The organism is Streptomyces sp. NPDC008079 (assembly GCF_042957385.1).
In the GTDB taxonomy this organism is placed as follows: domain Bacteria; phylum Actinomycetota; class Actinomycetes; order Streptomycetales; family Streptomycetaceae; genus Actinacidiphila.
Map to the genome: position 1 here is coordinate 37,295 of NZ_JBIBIC010000010.1, position 15,801 is coordinate 53,095.

The 15,801-nt window shown below is 71.4% G+C and carries 18 protein-coding genes and 1 tRNA gene; 8 read left to right on the plus strand and 11 right to left on the minus strand.

The features are described 5' to 3' along the window. Positions 1-4: 4 nt before the first annotated feature. Positions 5-613 (minus strand): hypothetical protein, encoded by a 609-nt coding sequence (locus ACFZAM_RS21535; RefSeq protein ID WP_391048275.1) that lies wholly within the window; start codon positions 611-613, stop codon positions 5-7. 47 nt (positions 614-660) lie between these two features. On the opposite strand from ACFZAM_RS21535, the gene ACFZAM_RS21540 reads away from it, so the two are divergent. Continuing rightward, a complete protein-coding gene (locus tag ACFZAM_RS21540) occupies positions 661-849 on the plus strand; it encodes a DUF5703 family protein (RefSeq protein WP_188283518.1) in 189 nt (62 codons plus the stop codon). A 120-nt stretch (positions 850-969) separates the two neighbouring features. Here the strand turns inward: ACFZAM_RS21540 and chpH are convergent, their stop codons facing one another. Both chpH and ACFZAM_RS21550 read right to left on the minus strand, forming a co-directional pair. Next, entirely contained in the window at positions 970-1,203 is a 234-nt protein-coding gene (gene chpH / locus ACFZAM_RS21545; RefSeq protein ID WP_355333084.1) for a chaplin ChpH, read from the minus strand. A gap of 146 nt (positions 1,204-1,349) precedes the next feature. Next, a complete protein-coding gene (locus ACFZAM_RS21550) occupies positions 1,350-2,687 on the minus strand; it encodes a M20/M25/M40 family metallo-hydrolase (protein ID WP_391048278.1) in 1,338 nt (445 codons plus the stop codon). Positions 2,688-2,933: 246 nt separating this feature from the next. Here ACFZAM_RS21550 and ACFZAM_RS21555 point away from each other — a divergent pair. From ACFZAM_RS21555 to ACFZAM_RS21575, 5 genes are all read left to right on the plus strand, one after another. Further along, positions 2,934-3,018, plus strand: a tRNA-Leu gene (locus ACFZAM_RS21555). Between the two features lie 207 nt (positions 3,019-3,225). Continuing rightward, positions 3,226-3,750 carry a hypothetical protein gene (locus ACFZAM_RS21560; RefSeq protein ID WP_391048280.1) on the plus strand — a complete coding sequence of 175 codons (525 nt, stop codon included), beginning with the start codon at positions 3,226-3,228 and terminating at the stop codon, positions 3,748-3,750. 107 nt (positions 3,751-3,857) lie between these two features. Continuing rightward, positions 3,858-4,964 carry a histidine kinase gene (locus ACFZAM_RS21565; RefSeq protein WP_391048654.1) on the plus strand — a complete coding sequence of 369 codons (1,107 nt, stop codon included), beginning with the start codon at positions 3,858-3,860 and terminating at the stop codon, positions 4,962-4,964. Beyond that, complete coding sequence (locus ACFZAM_RS21570) at positions 4,961-5,626, plus strand: response regulator transcription factor (RefSeq protein WP_355333091.1); 666 nt, start codon at positions 4,961-4,963, stop codon at positions 5,624-5,626. Before ACFZAM_RS21565 ends, ACFZAM_RS21570 begins: the two co-directional genes overlap by 4 nt. 66 nt (positions 5,627-5,692) lie before the next feature. Then, a complete protein-coding gene (locus ACFZAM_RS21575) occupies positions 5,693-6,697 on the plus strand; it encodes a YdcF family protein (RefSeq protein WP_355333093.1) in 1,005 nt (334 codons plus the stop codon). Positions 6,698-6,745: 48 nt separating this feature from the next. Here ACFZAM_RS21575 and ACFZAM_RS21580 read toward each other — a convergent pair whose 3' ends face one another. After that, positions 6,746-7,186: a type II toxin-antitoxin system PemK/MazF family toxin gene (locus ACFZAM_RS21580; protein ID WP_355333095.1), complete on the minus strand. Its 441-nt coding sequence runs from the start codon at positions 7,184-7,186 to the stop codon at positions 6,746-6,748. Between the two features lie 113 nt (positions 7,187-7,299). On the opposite strand from ACFZAM_RS21580, the gene ACFZAM_RS21585 reads away from it, so the two are divergent. Further along, on the plus strand, positions 7,300-7,476 hold the full coding sequence (locus ACFZAM_RS21585; RefSeq protein ID WP_355333097.1) for a hypothetical protein: 177 nt from the start codon (positions 7,300-7,302) through the stop codon (positions 7,474-7,476). A 27-nt stretch (positions 7,477-7,503) separates the two neighbouring features. Here the strand turns inward: ACFZAM_RS21585 and ACFZAM_RS21590 are convergent, their stop codons facing one another. The 6 genes from ACFZAM_RS21590 to ACFZAM_RS21615 all read right to left on the minus strand — a co-directional run bounded on the left by ACFZAM_RS21590 (position 7,504) and on the right by ACFZAM_RS21615 (position 13,549). Continuing rightward, positions 7,504-8,346, minus strand: coding sequence for a DUF1206 domain-containing protein (locus ACFZAM_RS21590; protein WP_355333099.1), 843 nt, complete (start codon positions 8,344-8,346; stop codon positions 7,504-7,506). A 39-nt stretch (positions 8,347-8,385) separates the two neighbouring features. Next, positions 8,386-9,516, minus strand: coding sequence for a YhjD/YihY/BrkB family envelope integrity protein (locus ACFZAM_RS21595; RefSeq protein ID WP_391048284.1), 1,131 nt, complete (start codon positions 9,514-9,516; stop codon positions 8,386-8,388). 142 nt (positions 9,517-9,658) lie between these two features. Then, a complete protein-coding gene (locus ACFZAM_RS21600) occupies positions 9,659-10,264 on the minus strand; it encodes a response regulator transcription factor (protein WP_355333104.1) in 606 nt (201 codons plus the stop codon). Beyond that, the gene (locus ACFZAM_RS21605; RefSeq protein WP_391048287.1) at positions 10,261-11,619 is read right to left on the minus strand and encodes a histidine kinase; all 1,359 of its coding nucleotides are present in this window, start codon (positions 11,617-11,619) and stop codon (positions 10,261-10,263) included. The genes ACFZAM_RS21600 and ACFZAM_RS21605 overlap by 4 nt, the downstream gene beginning before the upstream one ends. 101 nt (positions 11,620-11,720) lie before the next feature. Then, the gene (locus ACFZAM_RS21610; RefSeq protein ID WP_355333109.1) at positions 11,721-12,536 is read right to left on the minus strand and encodes an ABC transporter permease; all 816 of its coding nucleotides are present in this window, start codon (positions 12,534-12,536) and stop codon (positions 11,721-11,723) included. Continuing rightward, positions 12,533-13,549 carry an ATP-binding cassette domain-containing protein gene (locus ACFZAM_RS21615; RefSeq protein ID WP_391048290.1) on the minus strand — a complete coding sequence of 339 codons (1,017 nt, stop codon included), beginning with the start codon at positions 13,547-13,549 and terminating at the stop codon, positions 12,533-12,535. The genes ACFZAM_RS21610 and ACFZAM_RS21615 overlap by 4 nt, the downstream gene beginning before the upstream one ends. Positions 13,550-13,704: 155 nt before the next feature. On the opposite strand from ACFZAM_RS21615, the gene ACFZAM_RS21620 reads away from it, so the two are divergent. Beyond that, positions 13,705-14,775 (plus strand): phosphotransferase, encoded by a 1,071-nt coding sequence (locus tag ACFZAM_RS21620; protein WP_391048292.1) that lies wholly within the window; start codon positions 13,705-13,707, stop codon positions 14,773-14,775. Positions 14,776-14,905: 130 nt separating this feature from the next. Here the strand turns inward: ACFZAM_RS21620 and ACFZAM_RS21625 are convergent, their stop codons facing one another. Continuing rightward, positions 14,906-15,739, minus strand: a complete 834-nt coding sequence (locus ACFZAM_RS21625) for a glucose 1-dehydrogenase (protein WP_391048294.1) — start codon at positions 15,737-15,739, stop codon at positions 14,906-14,908. Positions 15,740-15,801: the final 62 nt, after the last annotated feature.

Here is a 15,801-nt window from a genome sequence, read left to right on the forward strand (position 1 = left end):
CCGCTCAGTCCGGGTCGAGCACGCTCAGCTCGTCGTCGAAGACGGCGCTCACGTCGAAGCGGCAGATCACGAGTTGCGGGTCGGCCTGCTCGAAGGGCGCGTCCAGCCACTCCCCCGGTTCCGCGGCCTCCGGCACGGCCGACACCCACACCGTGGAGTCGCCCTCCTCCAGGCCGAACTCCTTGTGGCGCTGCGCGATCTCGTCCGGCTCGTACTCGCCGAAGATCACCCCGACCGCCGCGTTCACCGTGGCGTCCGCCGCGCCGTCGCCGTCATCGGCCCTTCTGGCCTGCGCGAACAGCCGGGCGGGCTCAACGATCGTGTAGTCGCGGCGGATCAGCACACTGATGGCCTCCGGGTCCTCGGGACCGGTGTACTCCGGCAGCGAGTCGCCCGCGGGCACCTCGAAGGGAGTCACCTCGTCGTAGGTGTCGTACAGCAACTCGTCATACGACTCGGCGGCCGAAGCCAGCGACTCGAACGCCGCGTAGACGGCGGGATCGTCTTCGCCCGTACGGTTCTCGATCGCCTCGAGGTGGCGGTCCAGCGCGGCCTTGACCGCCTCGACAGCGGCTCGGACCTCGGCAACGGTGGGCTGCACGTCATCAGACATGAGGCAGACGCTATCCGCACCGGGGCGTTGCCCGCACAATAGATGCGATGCCGGAATACGAATTCAGAGAGATGTACGTCGCACGCGGGGTCTCCCGCAAGGACGCGACACGACTGCTCACGGACGAGGCCGAGTACGGGCACTGGGAACTGGACCGGGTGCGCCTCTACCCCGACGGCAGCCGCAGGGTGCGGTTGCGCCGCCGGATCATCCGCCAGGTGCGGGCCACATGGTGAGACGCGCGACGGTGGGACGCGGGGTCCGCCGCAGACACGGCCCGGCCCCGGAGCGCGGCATACGCGCTTCCGGGGCCGGTTCCGACGGTTCGGACCACAGGGGTTCCGAACGCCTTCGGACTACTTGTTGACGCAGTAGTTGCCGAAGGCCGGGTTGAGCAGACCGATCACGGAGACCGTGTTGCCGCACAGGTTCACCGGCACGTGCACGGGGATCTGGATCAGGTTGCCGGACAGCACACCGGGCGACTGCACAGCGGCGCCCTGGGCGCCGGAGTCGGCGACAGCCATGCCCGCACCCGCGAGCACGAGACCGCCGGTGACAGCCGCAGCGGCTACGACCTTCTTGATCATTTTCTTCCTCCTGATTGACAAGTGCGGTCCCAGCCGCGGACCACACACGTCGTAACGAAGCCGGAGGAATAGAGCTACGAAAGCACTGGATCATTCACTCGTCCCAGCGATCCGGGCCGCCCGTACTCGTACGGGCGGCCGAACCGTCAGCAGTTCTCGATGAAACGATCGAGCACCCGGACCCCGAACCGCAGGCCGTCCACCGGCACCCGCTCGTCAACACCGTGGAACATCCCGGCGAAGTCCAGCTCCGGCGGGAGCTGGAGCGGCGCGAAGCCGAAGCAGCGGATGCCCAGGTCGTCGAAGGACTTCGCGTCGGTGCCGCCGGAGAGCATGTACGGCACGGCGCGCGCGATCGGGTCCTCCGCCTTGAGGGCGAGCTGCATGGCGTCCACCAGGGAGCCGTCGAAGTCCGTCTCCAGCGCCTTGTCGGAGTGCACCGACTCGCGCTTGACGCGCGGGCCGAGGATCCGGTCGAGGTCGGCCAGGAACTCCTCCTCGTAGCCCGGCAGGAAGCGGCCGTCGACGTGGGCGGTGGCCTGGCCGGGGATCACGTTCACCTTGTAGCCCGCGCCGAGCATCGTCGGGGCCGCGGTGTTCCGCAGGGTCGTGCCGATCATCTTGGCGACGCCGCCGAGCTTGGCGAGCGTCGTCTCCATGTCCTCCGGGTCCAGCTCCACCCCGAAGGCGTCCGACAGCTCGTCGAGGAAGCCGCGGACGGACTTGGTGACGCGGACCGGGAACTCGTGCCTGCCGAGCCGCCCGACGGCCTCGCACAGCTCGGTGATCGCGTTGTCGTTGTTGGTCATCGAGCCGTGCCCCGCGGTGCCGTCCACCGTGAGCCGCATCCAGTGCATGCCCTTCTGGGCGGTCTCGATCAGGTACAGCCGCAGGTTCTCGTTGACGGTGAAGGAGAAGCCGCCGACCTCGCCGATCGCCTCCGTCACGCCCTCGAAGAGGTCGGGGTGCTTGTCGACCAGGTGCCGGGCGCCGTACACACCGCCCGCCTCCTCGTCCGCGACGAAGGCGAGCACGATGTCGCGCGGCGGCTTGCGCCCGATGCGCAGCCGGTCGCGTACGACCGCTAGCGTCATCGCGTCCATGTCCTTCATGTCGACCGCGCCCCGGCCCCACACGCAGCCGTCGGCGATCTCGCCGGAGAACGGGTGGTGCGTCCAGTCGTCCGCGTTGGCCGGGACCACGTCGGTGTGCCCGTGGATCAGCAGCGCGGGCCGCGAGCGGTCCTCGCCCTCGATCCGCGCCACCGTGGAGGCCCGGCCCTGGTGCGACTCGAAGATCCGCGGTTCGAGGCCCACCTCGGCGAGCTTCTCCGCGACGTACTCCGCCGCCGCCCGCTCCCCCGGCCCCGAGTGGTCGCCGTAGTTGCTGGTGTCGATCCGGATCAGCTCACTGCACAGGTCGACGACCTCGTCCTCGCCCGTGACCGTCCCGTTCTCCGCCCTGCCCGGCCCCGACTCGCTCACGCTGTCTCCTCGCTCGTTGCCTGCCGCGTCCGCCCACCACCCGGGCGACCGCGGCCGATGCCTCCCCCCATCCTCCCCCGACACCCCCACCCCGCCCAAGGCTCCCCTCCGGGCCCTCACCCCGGGCCCCGCGCACAGCCCCTTCATCGGCCCCCTCGGCCCGCTCCGCGCCCGTGATCGACGTGACCGGATCTTTGCTATGGTTTACCTCGTCGCCACGGCCCATAGGCCGAGGTGACACACCCCGTCCGGGTGGCGGAATGGCAGACGCGCTAGCTTGAGGTGCTAGTGCCCTTTATCGGGCGTGGGGGTTCAAGTCCCCCCTCGGACACATCTTCTCTCCTTACAGGGCCGCCTTCGGGCGGCCCTTTTCGGTGTCGGGCGCGCGGGCTCTGCGGTGGCAGGGCGCGCGGGCTCTGCGGCGTCCAGGCGCGCGGCGGCGCCGTGGGGGTGGAGGGCCGGGCGGGGAGTCATCTCCACCCTTGGTTCCACCCATGGGTCCAGGTGCTTCGTGCCTGGTCGCAGCAGTCTTGGGGGCATGACATCGACCGAGTGGATCACCGACATCGCTCTTCTCCTCGTCGTCTTCCGGCAACTGCGGGAAGGCCGACTCGACCTCAAGACCTTCCTGATCCCGCTGGGCATCGTGGCCTTCGTCGCGAACTCGTACCTGGACACCATTCCCACCGCGGGCAACGACCTGGTGCTCATCGGAGTGCTGATGAGCGTGGGCGCCGCGCTCGGCGTCGCCGGCGGCATCTACACCCGCGTCCGGACCGTCGGCGAGCACGTCCTGATCAAGGCCGGCGCCGTGTCGGCGATCTTGTGGGTCGTCGGCATGGGGGCGCGGATGGGCTTCCAGTTGTGGACCGAGCACGCGGGCGGCGCCCACCAGGTCGCCCAATTCAGCGTCGCCCACCACATCACCAGCGATCAGGCGTGGGTCGCGGCGTTCGTACTGATGGCGCTCACCGAAGTCGTGACGCGGCTCGCCACCATCTTCATACGGAGCCGGATGCAGATGACGCCGCGCACCGTGCCCGTCCTCAGCCGTAGGGCCTGACCGTGCGTTATGTTCTCCCCGTGCCCGCGACAGACAGCCCCCCGCCTCCTGGGAAGACCGTGGCCCAGGAGGCGGGGGCGCGGCAGGTGCCGGGACAGGACCCGTGGATGCAGTGGGCCATGACTCTCGGGGTCGTCGTCGCCGGAGTCCTGACGATCCGCCCCCTGGGCTTCAGCGGCCGGGGGCTGGTCGTCGCCGTCCTGCTCGTGATCAACTCGGCGGTGCTGCTGGCCCGGCGCCTGCCCGAGGACAGGATTCCCCAGGGCCTCGTGCTCCCGTGGCTGACGGTCGGCATCGCCGCGGCGGTCGCCCTGATCGGTGTCAGCCGCAGCGGTACGGGCTATCTCTTCGCCTTCTTCCTCGCCGGTCACATCGGATACCGGCTGGAGACCAGACCTGCTCTCGTCCTCGCCGGGATCTGCAGTCTGCTCTGCGGCGGGGTGCTGTACTTCCGTCTCGGTCCCGGGCACGACGAGCTGCCCTGGGTGCTCGGTCTGGCCACCGGCACTCCGGTGCTGGTGGGCATACTCAACCGCAGCCAGCGCCAGGCCGTACAGGCGGTGATCGCGGCGGCCGAGTCGGCGGAGCGCGCCGCGCGGGCCGAGGCTCGGACGGCCGCGCTGACCGAGCGCAGCCGGATCGCCCGGGACGTGCACGATGTGCTGGCGCACTCGCTGGCCGGGATCAACATGCAGTTGGAACTGGCCGACGCGCTGCTCGACACCGGGGACCTGGAGAAGGTCAGGGAGGCCAACGACAAGGCCCACGGTCTGGTGCGGGAGAGCCTCAAACAAGCGCAGTGGACGGTGCACGCGCTGCGCGAGGACTCGCTGCCGCTACTGGAGAGCCTGACGGCGATGCTGGAGTCGTCGGGGCACCGCGATGTCCTCACCGTCACCGGGACCGCACGTGAGGTCCCGGCCCGGGTGGTCCAGAATCTCCTGCGTATCGCCCAGGAGTCGCTGACCAACGCCGCCCGGCACGCTCCCGGCGGCGATGTCGGTGTGGAGCTGACGTACGCCGCCGCGTCGATCACGCTGGCGGTGCGCAACGGCCCCGCCACGCGCGAGGTGAACGCGGTGGTCGGCAGCGGCATGGGGCTGATCGGAATGCGCGAACGCGTCGCCCTGCTGGGCGGGACGGTGACGGCGGGGCCGGTCACGGCCGGTCCCGACCAGGGCGGCTGGAAGGTGGAAGCAGTGATTCCGGTATGACCGAACCGACCGAGAGGCCGCGGCGGCTGAGGGTGGTCGTCGCGGACGACCAGGCCGCCGTACGGGAGCCGCTCGCCGCGGTGCTCGGGCTGTCCGAGGACATCGACGTCGTCGCGTCCGCCGCGGACGGGAGCCAGGTGCTGGCGGCTGTCGCCGCCGGGCCGGTGGACGTGGTGCTGATGGACCTGCGCATGCCGGTGATGGACGGGATCGAGGCGACCCGGCGGCTCGGCGAGGAGCACCCGGACGTGGCGGTGGTCGTACTGACCACCTTCGCCGACGACGACTCGATCCTCGGCGCGCTGAGCGCGGGCGCCCGCGGCTATCTGACGAAGAACGCGGGGCGCCAGGACATCATCCGGGCGATCCGTGCCGCCGCCGCGGGGCAGTCGGTGCTCGACCGCGAGGTGCAGAACCGGTTGCTCGCCTCCGTCAGGACCAAGGCCCCGATGGTGGGCCAGGCCCTGCCGGAGGACCTCACACCCCGCGAACGCGAAGTGCTCGCGCTGATCGGCCAGGGCCTGCCCAACCGCGGCATCGCCGAGAAGCTCTTCATCAGCGAGGCCACCGTCAAGACCCACATCAACAACCTCTTCGCCAAAGCCGCGATCCGCGACCGCGCCGACGCCGTCCGCCGCGCCATCGAAGCGGGCCTGACCTGACCCGGCCGGGGAGCCGGGGCCGGTGGGGCGGCGGGTGGGGGGACGGGGGGCCACTAGCATGTGGGCATGTGGGCGTATGTACCGGCGGTGCTGTTCTTTCTGGGGTTCTGTGTCGGAGTGCTGCGGGAGCGGCGTCGGTTCAGCAATGCGATTCTGCTCGGGCTTTCACCCGTCTTCGCGCTGGGTGCATGGCTGTTTGACATAGGCAGGGAACACCCGACGTTGGGCAATGATCTCGGGGTGGCGCTGCTGACGCTCATGGCGGTGGGCGTGGTCGCCATGTCGTGGTTTCTGATTTCCAACGGCGTCGCCATGGTGCGGAAAGAGGGCAGAAGTCCGGCCAATCTGCTGTCCCTGCTGGCCGGGTTCGCGCTGCTGGCGCTCATAGCGCTGTTGATCACCGCGGTGGTGATGCACACCCGCGCGCTGCTCGTGGTCGCGGGGACGGCCACCGTCCTCGCGGGGTATGTCGTCTTCCTCTTCCTCTGTTTCATCGTCTACGGGTCGCTCTACGGATGGTTGACCGTCCGCCGCAAGACCGACTACGTCGTGGTTCTCGGCTCGGGGCTCATCGGCGGCACCAAGGTGCCGCCCCTGCTGGCCAGCCGCCTCGACCGGGCCCGTACGGTGCACCAAAGGCTCTCGTCGCGCGGCAGGCGGCCGGTGCTGCTCACCTCCGGCGGACAGGGCCCGGACGAGAAGCTGCCGGAGTCGCACGCGATGGCCGACTACCTTGTGGCGCAGGGTTTTCCGGCGGATCTGATCGAACGCGAGGACCGGTCGACGACCACCGAGGAGAATCTGCGCTTCAGCAAGTCCATCATGGAGCGGAACAAGGCGGACTATCGCTGTGTCGTCGTCACGAACAATTACCATGTCCTGCGCGCCGCGGTGACCGCGCGGCGGCTGGGCGTCAGAGGACATGTCGTGGGGGCGCCGACCGCCGCGTATTTCTGGCCGAGTGCGACCATTCGCGAATTCGTCGCGATGCTCATGACGTATTGGCGCACCAATCTCACCATCTGCCTCCTCGTTTTCGCGGGAGGCTTCTTCATCTGGTGGCTGAGCTGACCGCCGGACGCGCCCCGCGTCCGCGACGGCCGCTCGCCGGGCGGCTCGTCACCGCAGATTCAGCCGCTTCATGACCTGAGGGTCGAGGGCGCCCGCGCGGCGCCGGAAGGCCGAGACGGGCACGCGCCGCAGCTCGTTGGTCTCCAGATAGCTCTGCCGGCCCCGGGCGTCGTCGACGGTGCCCGCGGGAAGCGGTACGACTCCGGGCAGCTCCTCGTGGTGCTGAGAGGTGATCTTGGCGACCCGCGCGGTCCCGCCGCGCACCGAGACGACCAGGCAGGGACGGTCCTTCGAGCCGGCCGTGTCCTCGTACGGCACGTCCGCCCACCACACCTCGCCCCTGCGCGGCGCGGCGCCGCCGCCGGACGCGCCGCCCGACCGCCGTACGGGGGTTTCTCCGCTACGCCGCACGCGCCCGGCCGCCACCACGGCGGCCACCAGCGCCACGACGACCACGGCGCCCAGGACGACCCACATCGGCGTGCTCATCGACTTCTCCTCTTCGTGTACGGGTGTGCGGACGAATGTACGGACGGCAGGACCGGCCGACACCTGCCCCGGTCGTGCGCCGCGACAGCGGTGAGTAGTGGCATGCTTGCGCTGTGGACACAGCGAAACTTGAACTGGCAGCGCACCGCTACGCCGAGGCCGAGGACGCCCTCCAGGCGGCGGCGATCGACCTCAAGGCCGAGAGCGCGGCGGTCCTCGCCAAGGGCGGCGACGAGCACGAGGTGGCGGACGCCGTCGGCCGCCCGCCCGAGGAGATCCGCGAGCTGTGAGCCGCGCGGTCCGCCTTCCGGCGCCGCTCAGACCTCGCGCCACCGCGCGTTGGCCCAGGAGAACAGCCCGAAGGCGATCAGGCCGACCGCGATGAGCACCAGCAGCCACGGGCCGACCGGCGTGTCGGCGAACGAGCGCAGCGTGTCGTCCATGCCCTTGGACTTGCCCGCCTGGTGCTTGACCGCCGCGGCCACGGCGAATCCGCCGGCCGTGGCGAACAGCACGCCTCGCGCGGTGCCGCCGAACATGCCGAGGAAGTCCACGGCTTGGCGCTGGCGCCGCGACATCTGGCCCATCTTCAGGTGCTTGTGGAACTTGCGCATGAGGGCACGGACCGCGATCCACACACCGACACAGAACACGGCGACACCGGCGACGGCGACGATCCACTGGCCGCCCGGCCAGTCGAGCACCTTGGCCGTCACGTCGTCGGTCCTCTTGTCGGTCGACCCGCTGCCGCTGCTCTTCTCACCGGCCGCGTAGGCGAGCACGGAGTACGAGACGAAGGCGTAGAAGACGCAGCGGCCCGCGGCCATCGCGCGCTTGGTGGGCTTGTCGCCGTCGGGTCCCGCCTGTCCGAAGGCCGCTTCCGACAGCCGCCACAGGGCCATTCCGGCCAGGGCTATGCCCAGCAGCCACAACAGGACGTCCCCGAACGGCTTGTGCGCGATCTCGGCGAGCGCGCCGCCGCGGTCGGCCTGTTGGCCTCCGGCGTCGGAGAAGGCGATGCGCACCGCCAGTGCGCCCACCAGGATGTAGATCACCCCTCGGGCCGCGAACCCCGCGCGGCCCGCGACGGCGACCGCCTTGCTGTCGGCCGCGCGTCTGGCGTTGTGACGGCCCGTCGATGCTGCTGCTTGCGTCTTCACACAGGCCGACTTCCCCGATCGGCGGAGTTGAGGCACCCGCTATGGAACGACGTCCTTCGCGTCCCCCGAACCGTCCTGCGCGGGAAGCCCGACGCCGGGCGGCGGCGTACCGGTTGCCGTATCCGTCGCCGTACCGGTGGGCGAGGGCACGGTCGGCGGGTCGAACCTCACCTCGACGTGCTGGAAGCCCTTGAAGACCTCCGTGGCGGCGTACGAGGTGTACACCTCACGGTCCGCGCGGCTGAGCACCACATTGTCGGTGAACGGGGTGAGCAGGCTGCGCGGCCAGAGCCGCCGGGCCCGCACCGCCGCCACCTCCGCGGTGAGGACGAAGATCAGCGCGCCCAGGTAGATCCAAGTGATCAGGCCGAGGACGATCCCGAACAGCCCGTACGTGGCGGTCGCCCCGCGCAACTCGTGCCGGACGTAGTACGTGCCCGCCCACTGCACGAACTGCCAGGCCAGCGCGGCGGCCAGCGCCGTACCCGCCGAGGAGCGCAGCCGTACGGTGCCGACCGTGAAGTAGCGGTACGCGAACAGGAGCAGGCCGGTGTTGACGGCCGTGGACAGTACGGTCGCCGCGATCCGCAGCAGCACGACGGGGTGGACGCCGAACGCGCGGGCGTCCGACGCGAGCGAGGTCAGCGCGGTGGTGGCGGCCAGGCCCACGCCGAAGACCCCTACCACCAGCAGGCTGCGCAGCCGGGAGCGCAGCGGGTTCGGCCGGTCGTGGCGCGGCACGGCCCAGATCTTCAGCAGGGTGTTCTGCGCGGCCTGGGCGACACCGAGCGCGCCGTACAGGCCGCCGATCACACCGGTGACGACCGCGAGCGTGTTGCCGTGGAACGACCGGATGTTCTCGCCGATCTGATCGCCGATCACCGGGAACTGGTGCAGGGCCGAGTCGACGACCTGCTTCTGGAAGTGCGCGTCGTTGTGCAGCAGGAAGCCGAGCACCGACACCAGGAGCAGCAGCACGGGGAAGACCGACAGGAAGGCGTAGTAGGCGATCAGCGCCGTGAGGTAGCCGCCCTGGTCCTCGCCGAATTTGTACACCACCGCCAGCGGCAGCCCGATCCAGGTGTGCTCGCGCTGATAGGCGTCGAATCTTCGGACCATGCCCACGATCGCCACCACTTCGTCGTCGTCGGGCCTGCCGCCGCACGTCACGCGGCTTGGTCCCTGTCACGGCGGTTTCCCCGTGAGCGCCGGTACAGACCACGGGTCAGGAGGCGGGCCGTGGAGGTGACCTTCGTCTCCTGCGGGTGACCGGTCCCTGACCTCCTGCGGCGGTCTCCGGTGCGCTGTGCGGTCACAGCCAGCCGCGCTCGCGGGCGAGGCGCGCCGCGACATGGCGGTTCTCGGCGCCGACCTTGGTGGCGGCGGACGACAGGTGGTTGCGTACGGTGCCGACCGAGAGCATCGCGCGGGCGGCGATGTCGGCGACGGGCGCCCCCTCCTCGGCCATGGCGAGCAGTTCCGCCTCGCGGGGCGTCAGCGGGGAGTCGCCCGCGGTGATGGCGTCGGCGGCCAGCTCCTGGTCGACGTAGCGTCCGCCGTCGTGCACGGTACGGATGATGCGGGCGAGCTGCTGCGCGGAGACGGTCTTGGGTACGAAGCCGCGCACGCCCGCGCTCAGCGCGCGCTTGAGGGCCCCGGCCCCGGCGTGGCTGGTCACGATCATCGTCGCGCAGTCGGGGAGTTCGGCGCGCAGGTGTTCCGCGACGCTGATTCCGTCGCCGCGCGGCATCTGGAGGTCGAGGACGGCGACGTCCGGCCGGTGGGCCCGTGCCATGGCGAGGGCCTCGTCGCCGGAGCCCGCCTCGGCGGCGACGAGGATGTCGTCCTCCAGGGCGAGCAGCGAGGCGAGCGCTCCGCGGATGAGGTGCTCGTCGTCGGCGAGCAGGACCCTGATCATGGTGTTTCCTCCCACGGGATGGTCACGGTCAGGCGGAAGACGCCGGCGGAGCGTTCGCTGGTCGTGAGTGTGCCCTGAAGCTGCGTCAGACGCTCTTCGAGTCCGGCGAGACCGCTTCCGCCGGGTGTGGTCCCGTCCGCGGAGGCCGCGTCCGCCGTGCGGCTGCCCGCCGTGGTGGCGGGCCCGCTCCCGTCTCCCGCGCTCCCCGCGCGGTGGCCGCGCCCGCCCCGGTGGTCGCTGCCGTCGTTCTCCACGACCAGCGTGACAGCGCCCTCGCCGGTGTCGCGCAGGGACACCTCGCAGCGGGTGGCGTGCTGGGCGTGGCGCAGCACATTGGTGACGGCCTCACGGATGACCCAGCCGAGCGCGGTCTGGATGTCGTCCGGGAGGCGGGCGGCGGGACCGTCGCTGATACGGCAGGGAATACCGGCGGCCTTCAGGACCTCGCGGGCCCCCGCGAGTTCGGTGTGCAGGTCCGCGGTGCGGTATCCGCGCACGACGGAACGGATCTCGCGCTGGCTGTCCTGCGCGATGCGCTGCACCTCGTACATCAGGTCGACGGCCTCGGGGCTGCCGCGTTCCGCGAGCTTCGCCGCCAGTTCGCTCTTCAGCGCCACCACGGCGAGGTTGCGTCCGAGGATGTCGTGCAGGTCGCGGCCGAAGCGCAGGCGTTCCTCGGCCACGGCCAGGCGGGCCTGGGTCCCGCGGGCCGCGGCCAGCTCCTCGATCAGGAGCACGCTCCAGCCGGAGGCCCGCAGGGCGAGGGCCATGAACGGGACGAGGAACAGGGTCCCGCCGACGACCACCGCCAGCGACTCCCCGCGCAGTCCGGTCGCGAAGACGGCGACCAGCGAGCCCAGCGTGACGGTCGAGACCAGGGCCGTACCCGCCCGCAGGGACAGCGCCAGCATGGGCGGGCCCGCGTAGAACATCATCAGCCACAGCACGTACGGCGCGAGGTCCTTCCCCTCGACGCGGTCGTTCGCCTGCAACACGCAGCCGACCGCGACGGCGGCGACCGTGACGGCGGTGTAGAGGGCGGCCAGCAGGTACGGCCGGGGCGCCAGGCCGATGTAGGCGCGGAGCCCGGCGCGGGAGAGCAGTGCCTGGACGACGACGTGGGCAGCGCCCAGGACCGCGACCGCGATCCAGAGCGGGCCCACGTCGTTCGTGACGACCCACAGCGTCCACAGGCCCGCCTCGAACAGGGCGAAGCAGGAGAGGGAGTTCAGGGTGTAGCGACGGTAGCGGTCCGTGCCGTGCCGGTGGCCGAGCCACTCCACCCAGCTCTGCACGCTCGCCAGCCCGGCCGTTCCCGTGGGTCCCGTCGTGGTCCCTGTGGTTCCCGCAGTCACCGTCGCCCCTTCGTCCCTTCGTCCTTCGAGTCCTTCGGTCCTTCGAGTCCTACGTGTCCGGCGCCGTGCGCGCCCGGCCTTCTCGTCGGCCGCGCGGGCGCTCAGTGCCGAGGCTCCCAACGGAACCACTTCCGTACGCCGAGCACGGCCACGCCGATCCACACCAGGGCCGTGAGAGTGAGCCGGAGCTGGTCCGTCCCGTCCACATTCCCCGTCCAGCCGCCGCGCAACAGGTCCATGACCGGGGTGAACGGCAGGAACGCGCCGATGCGCGCCACCGTGTCCGGCAGGGTGTCGCGGGGCAGGAACATCCCGGAACCGGCCATGCTCACCAGCATGAACGGCAGAAAGGTCAGTTGGGCGCTCTCAGCCGTCTGGGTGAAGGCGGCGGTGAGCGCGGCGCCCACGACCAGCAGCACGATACCGAGGAGCAGGCCGAGGACCAGCAGGTGAGGTGCCTCGGGGGCGGGCATGTCGAGCAGGACGGCGAGTCCGACGCCGAGCAGCAGGGACTGCACGACCGCCATCAGGACCGCGGGCAGCGCGCCGCCGGTCAGGATCTCGGCGTCGCGGACCTCTCCCGAGCGGAGCCGCTTGAGGACAAGGCCCTCGCGGCGGGTGACGTACACGCCGACCATGTTGGTGTAGATCGCGAAGAACAGCGCCATGCCGAGGGCGCCAGGCACCAGCACGGTGGCGACGGACAGGCCGGTGCCGCCCAGGTCCAGGCTCTTCACGGCGCTGCGCATCGACACGGCGATGACACCGGGCAGGACGAGGGCCGTCATGAGGGCGGCCTTGCTGCGGACCAGCAGGATCAGTTCGGCGCGGCCGAGCGCGGCCAGGCGTTCGGTGCTCTTACGGGACCGGCGCGCGGTGTCCGTGGGCGCGGTGGTCGTCGTGGTCGCGGAGGTCATCGCGTCGTCTCCTGGCGGTCGTCGGCCCGGTGGTCGGCTCGGCGGTCGGATCGCTGCTCTGTGCGGTCGCCGCCACGATGCTCGTCCGGGTGCTCGTCCCGGTGGTCGAGCTCTTTGGCGATGTCCATGAACGCCTCTTCCAGTGACGCGGAACGGACGTCGAGGCTGGTCAGTTCGACGCCCTGGTCACGGGCCCAGCACAGCAGCTCGGTGGTGGTGTGCTGGAGGTCGCGGGTCTCCAGGCGCATCTTCTGGCCGGTGACCTCGTGTGCGGTGACGCCGATCGACCGCAGCGGCGGCAGGTCGGCGGGGAAGCGGCCCCAGGGCAGTTCGAAGGTGATCCGCGCGGGCCGCTCGGCGACCACGTCCGCGACGCGTCCGGTGCTGGCGATCCGGCCCGCGTGCATGATGGCCAGCCGGTCCGCCAACTGCTCCGCCTCTTCGAGGTAGTGCGTGGTGAGCAGCACCGTGGTGCCCTGCCGCTTCAGCTCTCCGATCAGGTCCCAGGTGTCGTGCCGGGACTGGGCGTCGAGACCGGTGGTGGGCTCGTCGAGGAAGAGCACCTCCGGCCGTCCGAGCAGCGCGAGCGTGAGGTCGAGGCGGCGCCGCTCGCCGCCGGAGAGCTGCTTGACCCGGACCCCGCGCCGCTGCTCCAGCCGCGTCAGCTCCAGGGCCTCCGCCACGGGCCGGGCGCCGCTGGTGCAGCCCGCCCACATGTCGACGGTCTCCGCGACGGTCAGCTCGGTGGGGAAGCCGCCCTCCTGGAGCATCACTCCGATACGGGGCCGCACCGCGGCACGCTCGCGGTAGGGGTCGGCGCCCAGCACCCGTACGGTTCCCGCGCCGGCGGGCGCCTGCCCCTCCAGGATCTCCAGCGTCGAGGTCTTGCCCGCGCCGTTCGTCCCCAGCAGGGCGAACAGCTCGCCCTTCCCCACGCTGATGTCGACGCCGCGTACGGCCTCGAAGCCGCTGTAGCTCCGCCGCAAGCCGGTGGTTTCGATGACTGTGTCCATGACTCAAGGCTGTCCGCCCGTCGGCGCTTCGGGCCGTGTGGTCTGTCATGACTGTTCATGACGAATGTCATGGGCGGGGACCGCCCCGGACCGGGCGGGGCCGCCGCGCCGTAAATCGCTCCGGGTGTCGTCCCCGCCCGTGCGAGGATGCCGCCATGCGGTCACGGCTGCCCCTCGGGGAGAAGTTGCGGGACGAGTTGGGGACGCCCCGGCGGGGCCGCCGGCTGGGGAGCAGTCCGCGCTCGCGGGTGTGGCGGGCCGAGCTGGCCGGAACTCCCGTGGTGGTCAAGCAACTTGTCGACGCGCCCGAGGCCGACGAGAGGTACGCCCGCGAGGTGGCCGCGCTGCGGCTCGCGGGCCGGGTCGATCCGCCGGTCGTGCCGACGCTGCTGGGCACCGACGCGCGGGAGCGGGTGCTGGTGCTGGAGTACGTGGAGCACCGGCCGCCGCGCGAGGAGTGGATCGTCGACTACGCCGGAGCACTGGCCCGGCTCCACGCGGCGACCAACGGCGGTGCGGACGTCGGGGACGACGGCGACGACAGCGCCGACAGCGACGGCTCGGACGTACTCCCCGCCTGGTCGGGCCCGGCGCACACGGACGTCGACTCCTTCCTCGGCCTCGCCCAGGCCCTCGGCGTCGCCGTACCGCCCGCCGTACGCGGCGAGTTGGACGACCTCGTGGACCGTACGTCACGGGCGCGGGGCCGCGCTCTGCTGCACGGCGACCCGTGCCCCGGCAACGACATGCACACCGACGACGGCGTCAGATTCATCGACTTCGAGCAGGCCGCGTTGGGCGACGGAATCGTCGAACTCGCCTATCTGCGCGTCGGTTTCCCGACCTGCTGGTGCGTCACCGCCCCCGCTCCCCCGCTGCTGGAAGCGGCGGAGGCCGTGTATCGCGACGCCTGGCGCCGGGCGACGGGCACGGACGTCCCGGGTGATCTCACCGACGCCTGCGCCGGTTGGCTGTTGCGCGGTGACGCGCTGGTGCAGCGGGCCGAGCGCGGGACCACCGACCGCCTGGCCCTGATTCCGCACCAGGACTGGGAGTGGGGCACGGTGACGGCCCGTCAGCGATTGGTCCACCGGCTCGGCGTCGTCGGCCGCGTGACCGCCCAAGAGGGCCGCCTGCCGGCTCTCGGCCGTCTGGCCCCCGCGATGCGCGAAGCGATGCTCACCCGCTGGCCCGCCCTTCAACCGCCGCCCGCCCGCAGGCCGTAGAGCAACGGCTCGCGCGCCGCCGGGACGCCGACGGGCCCGCCCGGCGCCGGTCGCTGCGCACGGTGACCGACTTCGCCGTGCCGACGAGGGCCCCCGCTCCCTCGTCGCCGGTATCGGTCCGGCCGTGGGGTCAGGCTGTCGCGGAGGGCTCGGGGGCGTCCTGGGGGAGGGTGACGGCCAGGGCCGCGAGGACGCCGCCGTCGACCGGGATGTCCGTGCCGGTGACGAATCCGGCGCGGGTGCCGGCCAGGAAGGCGATCACCTCGGCGACCTCGCGGGGCTGGGCTATGCGCCCTATCGGGTGGCTGCGGCCCCACTCCCCGAGCAGTCGCCGCACCCCTTCGTCGCTGCCGTCGCTGAACCGTGCCGCCGAGTGGCGCAGCATCGGGGTGTCGACGGAGCCGGGGCAGACCGCGTTGACCCGTACCCCGAAGGGGGCCTCGTCCACGGCCATCGACCGGACCAGCGCGTTCAGCGCGCCCTTCGCCGCCGCGTAGGCGGCCACGTTGGACTGCGCGGCGCGCGACTGCACGGACGAGACCACGACGACGGAGCCGCCGGAGGCGCTGCGCCGCAGGTGGGGCAGGGCGGCGCGGGCGGTCAGGAACACTCCCTTGACGTTGACGGCGAACACCTCGTCCCAGGTCTTCTCGTCGGTCTCGGCGACCGTCCCGTAGCGCTGGATGCCCGCGGACGTCACCAGCACGTCGAGACCGCCGTACTCGCTCACGGTCCGCGCCACCGCCTCGGCGACCGCGTCGGGGTCCGAGACGTCCACGACGACGGGCAGCGCCCGGCCGCCCGCCTCCGCGATGGCCGCGGCCGTCTTCTCCGTGTCGTCGGCGTCCACACCGCAGACGGCGACAGCGGCGCCCGACGCGGCCAGCAGTTCCGCGGCGGCGCGGCCGATACCGCTCGATCCGCCCGTGACCAGCGCGACGCGACCGGCGTGTTCCTCACTCATACGTTCCCTCTCCAGTCCCACGGTGTTCGCCAACCGGAGCGCCTGCGCGGCCGGATGACCGA